The organism is Pseudomonas putida, from assembly GCF_030159595.1.
Lineage (GTDB): Bacteria > Pseudomonadota > Gammaproteobacteria > Pseudomonadales > Pseudomonadaceae > Aquipseudomonas > Aquipseudomonas putida_AC.
Genome location: NZ_BSKJ01000008.1, coordinates 306,312 through 312,515 on the forward strand (window position 1 = coordinate 306,312; position 6,204 = coordinate 312,515).

General features: G+C 61.5%; 6 protein-coding genes. 3 read left to right on the forward strand and 3 right to left on the reverse strand.

Annotation, left to right across the window (positions count from 1 at the left end):
• Positions 1–6: 6 nt before the first annotated feature.
• Positions 7–432 carry a protoporphyrinogen oxidase HemJ gene (gene hemJ, locus QQL85_RS19455; protein WP_284355539.1) on the reverse strand — a complete coding sequence of 142 codons (426 nt, stop codon included), beginning with the start codon at positions 430–432 and terminating at the stop codon, positions 7–9.
• A 142-nt stretch (positions 433–574) separates the two neighbouring features.
• Here hemJ and argC point away from each other — a divergent pair, with 142 nt between their 5' ends.
• Both argC and erpA read left to right on the forward strand, forming a co-directional pair.
• Entirely contained in the window at positions 575–1,609 is a 1,035-nt protein-coding gene (argC, locus tag QQL85_RS19460) for an N-acetyl-gamma-glutamyl-phosphate reductase (protein ID WP_019472953.1), read from the forward strand.
• Positions 1,610–1,755: 146 nt separating this feature from the next.
• Positions 1,756–2,106: an iron-sulfur cluster insertion protein ErpA gene (gene erpA, locus QQL85_RS19465; RefSeq protein WP_003255511.1), complete on the forward strand. Its 351-nt coding sequence runs from the start codon at positions 1,756–1,758 to the stop codon at positions 2,104–2,106.
• A 68-nt stretch (positions 2,107–2,174) separates the two neighbouring features.
• Here the strand turns inward: erpA and QQL85_RS19470 are convergent, their stop codons facing one another.
• A complete protein-coding gene (locus QQL85_RS19470; RefSeq protein ID WP_284355540.1) occupies positions 2,175–3,266 on the reverse strand; it encodes an anhydro-N-acetylmuramic acid kinase in 1,092 nt (363 codons plus the stop codon).
• Between the two features lie 3 nt (positions 3,267–3,269).
• Entirely contained in the window at positions 3,270–4,691 is a 1,422-nt protein-coding gene (locus tag QQL85_RS19475; RefSeq protein WP_284355541.1) for a peptidoglycan DD-metalloendopeptidase family protein, read from the reverse strand.
• Positions 4,692–4,903: 212 nt separating this feature from the next.
• Between QQL85_RS19475 and tyrS the strand changes: the two genes are divergently transcribed.
• Positions 4,904–6,103, forward strand: coding sequence for a tyrosine--tRNA ligase (tyrS, locus tag QQL85_RS19480; RefSeq protein WP_284355542.1), 1,200 nt, complete (start codon positions 4,904–4,906; stop codon positions 6,101–6,103).
• Positions 6,104–6,204: the final 101 nt, after the last annotated feature.

Genomic DNA, 6,204 nt, shown 5'->3' on the forward strand with positions numbered 1-6,204 from the left:
GCTATGTCAGAACGGTTTGACCACCACCAGAATGACGATGCCCAGCAGGAACAGCACGGGCACTTCGTTGAACCAGCGATAGTAGACGTGGCTGCGGGTGTTGTTGCCGCTGGCGAAGCGTTTGCGTTGGGCACCGCACATGTGATGGTAGCCGGTCAGCAGGATGACCAGGGTCAGCTTGGCATGCAGCCACCCTTGGCTCAGCCAGCCAGGGGTGAGGTAAAGCATCCACGCACCGAACACATAGGTGGCGATCATCGCCGGGTTCATGATGCCGCGGTACAGCTTGCGTTCCATGGTTACGAAGCGATCATGGCTGATGCTGTCCTGGCTCTGGGCGTGGTAGACAAACAGCCTGGGCAGGTAGAACAGGCCGGCGAACCAGCAGACCACGCTGACGATATGCAGCGCTTTGATCCATAGGTAAAGCATTGAGGGAGTTCCTTCAGGTATTCACGGTCGTCAGATAGTAGTGGTCAAGCGCCCGAAGGGTCACCCGAAGAGTTGTTACAGGCGCCTCGCGCCCCTATTATCGTGCGCTTTCCAGACGGCTCGTTGATAAGGGGCAAGCGTTATGATCAAGGTCGGTATCGTCGGCGGCACGGGTTACACCGGCGTCGAACTGTTGCGTCTGCTGGCACAGCATCCACAGGCCGAAGTGGCGGTCATCACTTCGCGCTCCGAGGCGGGCGTAGCGGTGGCGGACATGTACCCGAACCTGCGCGGCCACTATGACGGGCTGGCGTTCAGCGTGCCGGACAGCAAGGCCCTGGCCGCTTGCGATGTGGTGTTCTTCGCCACCCCGCACGGTGTTGCCCACGCCCTGGCCGGTGAGCTGCTGGCGGCGGGCACCAAGGTGATCGACTTGTCGGCCGACTTCCGTCTGCAGGATGCCACCGAGTGGGGCAAGTGGTATGGCCAGCCGCACGGTGCGCCAGAGCTGCTCAAGGACGCGGTGTACGGCCTGCCTGAAGTCAACCGCGAGAAGATTCGCCAGGCGCGCCTGATCGCCGTGCCGGGTTGCTACCCAACGGCCACCCAGTTGGGCTTCCTGCCGCTGCTGGAAGCAGGCCTGGCCGACCCGTCGCGCCTGATCGCTGACTGCAAGTCGGGTGTCAGCGGCGCTGGCCGTGGTGCGGCAGTGGGTTCGCTGTTCTGCGAAGCCGGCGAAAGCATGAAGGCTTATGCGGTCAAGGGCCATCGCCACCTGCCGGAAATCAGCCAAGGCCTGCGCCTGGCCGCTGGCAAGGACATCGGCCTGACCTTCGTACCGCACCTGACGCCGATGATCCGTGGCATTCACGCCACCCTGTACGCGAATGTCGTCGATACCTCGGTCGACTTGCAGGCGCTGTTCGAGAAGCGCTACGCCGATGAACCGTTCGTCGACGTGATGCCAGCGGGCAGCCACCCGGAAACGCGTAGCGTGCGCGGTGCCAACGTCTGCCGCATTGCTGTTCATCGCCCGCAGGGCGGTGACCTGGTGGTGGTGCTGTCGGTGATCGACAACCTGGTCAAGGGTGCCTCCGGCCAGGCGGTACAGAACCTGAACATCCTGTTTGGCCTGGACGAGCGCATGGGCCTGTCCCACGCCGGCTTGCTGCCGTAAGCCGCCAGTGTTCGAAAAGGCCCGCGTCGTGCGGGCCTTTTTGCATGTCGCGACTAAAGCCGCACAATTCTTGACCGATTTTCTCGGGAAAGCGGATAATGCGCGTCATCGAGTTTTATGGCGGCTACCGCGCCGGGAGAATCAACATGAGCGTCGAAACCTTCACCCCTACCGGCTTGGAATTCACCCATGGGGCAGCCCAGAAGGTGAAGAACCTGGTCAATGAGGAAGGCAATGAACGTCTGAAACTGCGGGTGTTCGTGACCGGTGGCGGTTGTTCGGGCTTTCAGTACGGCTTCACCTTCGATGAAGACGTGGCCGAAGACGACACCATCGTCGAGCGCGAGGGTGTTTCCCTGGTGGTTGACCCGATGAGCTTTCAGTACCTTGCCGGCGCCGAAGTGGACTACCAGGAAGGCCTGGAAGGTTCGCGTTTCGTGATCAAGAACCCGAATGCAGCCACTACCTGCGGTTGTGGGTCCTCGTTCTCGATCTGAGGCTTGGCGATACGAAAACGCCGCGCAATTGCGCGGCGTTTTGCTTTCTGGCGTATCTGGCGAGGCGGTTATGCCGGGTAGATCGCGCCCAGTACGCGTAGGCCCTTGGCAGCCGTGACGCTTGGGCGGTTGGCGGCGATGCCCTCCAGGCAGCAGTGGGCCAGCCAGGCGAAAGCCATGGCCTCTACCCAGTCCGGGTCAATGCCATGGATGCCGGTGCTCGCGACACTGGCCTCGGGCAAGAGCTGGCCGAGTCGGGCCACCAGCGCGCCGTTATGTGCACCGCCACCACATACCAGCAGCGCTTCGGTGCCTTGTTGGGCGTTGATCAGCGAGTCGATGATGCTCCGTGCGGTCAGTTCCAGCAGTGTCGCCTGTACATCCGCGTCGGTGTAGGCAGGCAGGCGGGCCAGGTGGCCATCCAGCCAAGGCAGGTTGAACACTTCACGGCCAGTGCTCTTCGGGCCACTGCCGGCGAAGAACGGGTCGGCCAGCAACGTGCTGAGCAAGCCGGCCTGCACCACCCCAGACGCCGCCCAGGCGCCATCGGCATCATAGGCCTGGCCGCGCTTGCGCTCGATCCAGGCATCCAGCAGCACGTTGCCGGGGCCGCAGTCGAAACCGTGGACCGGCTTGTCCTGCTCGATCAGGCTGAGGTTGCTGAAGCCACCCACGTTCAGGACTGCCAGGCGCTGGCCAAGGTGGCTGAACAGGGTGTCGTGGAAGGCCGGTACCAGCGGTGCACCTTGGCCTCCAGCGGCGACATCGCGTCGGCGGAAGTCGGCCACCACACTGATGCCGGTAAGCTCGGCGAGCAGCGCCGGGTTGCCGATCTGCACGGTAAAGCCGCGCGCAGGCTCGTGGCGAATGGTCTGGCCGTGGCTGCCGATGGCGCGGATGGTCTCGGCCTGCAAGCCCTCACGGGCCAGCAGCTGGCGGATGCCTTCGCCTGCCAGGCTGGCCCAGCGGTTTTCCGCCAGCGCCGCGCGAGCGATCTCGTCAGGGCCGCTGCTGCACAGGGCAAGCAGTTCCTGACGCAGGTCGCCGGGCATGGGCAGGTAATGGGTGGCGAGCAGTTCAGGCTGCTCGCCTTGTTCGATCAGGGCAATGTCCAGGCCATCCAGGCTAGTGCCGGACATCACCCCCAGGTAGAGCGCCATGGCTTAGCGCTTGTTCGCTGCGAGCAGGGTGGCCTTTTCCTGATCCATACGGGCGATCAGGGGCTGGCTCTGCTGCTGGAAGCGCTGGCGCTCGTTCTTGGCGATCGGATCGGCCATCGGCACTTTCTGGCTCAACGGGTCGACGTGCACACCGTTGACCTGGAACTCGTAGTGCAGGTGCGGTCCGGTGGACAGGCCAGTGGTGCCAATGTAGCCAATGATCTGACCCTGTTTCACGGTGCTACCCGTCTTGATGCCCTTGGCAAAGCCCTGCATGTGGCCGTACAGCGTCTTGTAGCGGTTGCCGTGCTGGATGATCACGGTATTGCCGTAACCGCCGCGGCGCCCGGCCAGTTCGATGCGACCGTCACCGGCTGCCTTGATTGGCGTACCGCGCGGGGCGGCATAATCGACGCCCTTGTGAGCGCGGATTTTGTTCAGGATCGGGTGCTTGCGGCCTGCGGAGAAGCGCGAGCTGATACGGGCAAAGTCCACCGGGGTACGGATGAAGGCCTTGCGCAGGCTGTTGCCGTCGGCCGTGTAGTAGGTGGTGTTGCCTTGCTTGTTGGTATAGCGCACGGCGGTGTAGGTCTTGCCGCGGTTGGTGAAGCGGGCGGACAGAATGTTGCCGGTGCCGACGACTTTGCCGTCCATCACCTTCTGCTCGTAGACCACGTCAAATTCATCGCCAGGGCGAATATCCTGAGCGAAGTCGATGTCGTAACCCAGCACGCGGGCCATGTCCATCGTCATGCTGTGAGACAGCCCGGCACGCTGGGCCGAAGCTGACAGCGAGCTCTTGATCACGCCGTGGGCATAGGCGGTACGCACCACCGGCTTGCTGATTTCACGGTTGAAGGTGTAGCCCTTGGCGGTCTTGGTCAGGCGAATGGTTTCGAGGTTGCTGACCTTACTGTGCAAGCTGGCCAGTTGGCCATCCTTGTCCAGTTCAAATTGCAGGACCTGGCCGTGCTTGAGCTGGCTGAACTGCTTGGCCTGCTTGTTACTGGTCAGCAGGTCATGCACCGCATTGGCTGGCAAGCCGACCTTGGCGAACAAGGTGGACAGGGTGTCGCCACGGGCAACGGTGACTTCGCGGTGACCGGGCGCCTTGACCGCTTCTGCAACTTGTTCGGTGGCGGGGGCTTTCTGCTCGGCCTTCTGGGTCTCGGGGGCTGCTTCTTCAATTTGTGCGAACGGCGAGCCTTGCTCGCCTGCTGCCTGCACCAGAGGCGCAGCACGGGATTCGTCCTTCAGTTGCTCGGCAGGGCTTTCCAGCTCGAGGTTGAGGGTGGTTTTCTTGGCTTCCACTTCGCTGGAGGGAAATACCAGCAGAGCAAGGCTGAGCAGGGCGGCAATGCCGCTGGCGGCCAACAGATGGCTTTTCGGATAAAGCGGGGGCGCTTTAGGCGGTTCGTTGGTCATGGGTAAGGTGACTTTGAAAAAGTGAAATGGAAAAGATGAATGACATGATGAAGATGAAATAACTGTATAAAATATAACCAAATCCATTTTCACGCAAGGGCGCGTAGACGCCGCAAACCCGTGTTCGGGTCACATTCCTTTGCGAAACTTGTAATTGACGGCCGATCTTGTATGGTTGGCTCCCCCTGAATCTGAGCCTTGCGGGTTTGTCTATGAAGTCGGTTGAAGAGCAGCTGGCGCTTATCAAGCGCGGTGCGGAAGAAGTACTGGTCGAGTCGGAACTGGTGGAGAAGCTCAAGCGCGGCCAGCCTCTGCGCATCAAGGCCGGCTTCGACCCGACCGCCCCTGACCTGCACCTTGGTCACACGGTGCTGATCAACAAGCTGCGCCAGTTCCAGGAGCTGGGGCACCAGGTCATCTTCCTGATCGGTGACTTCACCGGCATGATCGGTGACCCGAGCGGCAAAAGCGCCACGCGCCCGCCCTTGACCCGTGAGCAGGTGCTGGACAATGCTGAGACTTATAAACAGCAGGTGTTCAAGATTCTCGATCCGGCCAAGACCGAGGTCGCGTTCAACTCCACCTGGATGGACAAGCTGACCCCGGCCGACTTCATTCGCCTGGCATCGCAATACACCGTGGCGCGCATGCTGGAGCGTGACGACTTCGACAAGCGCTACACCACCAATCAGCCGATCGCTATCCACGAGTTTCTCTACCCGCTGGTGCAGGGCTATGACTCGGTGGCGCTGAAGGCCGACGTCGAGCTGGGTGGTACCGACCAGAAGTTCAACCTGTTGATGGGGCGCGAGCTGCAGCGTGCCTATGGCCAGGAAGCGCAGAACATCGTGACCATGCCGCTGCTCGAAGGGCTCGACGGCGTGAAGAAGATGTCCAAGTCGCTGGGCAACTATGTCGGTATCCAGGAAGCGCCAGGGGTGATGTACAGCAAGCTGGTGTCGATCCCGGATACCTTGATGTGGCGTTACTTCGAGCTGCTGAGCTTCCGCTCGATGGAAGAGATCGAGCAGTTCCGTGCCGACGTCGCCAATGGTGCCAACCCGCGTGACATCAAGATCAAGCTGGCGGAAGAGATTGTTGCGCGCTTCCACGGTGAAGAGGCTGCGGCCAACGCTCACCGTGCTGCGGGTAACCGCATGAAGGAAGGCGAGCTGCCGGAAGATCTGCCAGAAATCGAAGTGAACGCGGCGGAAGATCTGCCGATTGCTGCTGTGCTGAACCGGGCCGGCCTGGTGAAAAACTCGGCGCAGGCACGGGATCTGCTGAGTGGCGGTGCGGTGAAGGTTGATGGCGCAGTGGTCGACAAGGACTTCATGTTTGTCCTCGGTGCTACTCATGTGTGCCAGGCGGGCAAGAAGTCGTTTGGCCGGGTGACCCTCAAAGCCGAGTGATCGCTTGGTGGTGTAGCTATATAGAAGCGGGGAGGCCGGTAGGCCTCCCCGCTTTGTTTTTCAGCGATATTAACGTTTCTTGAAATTAAGGGTTGACGCGC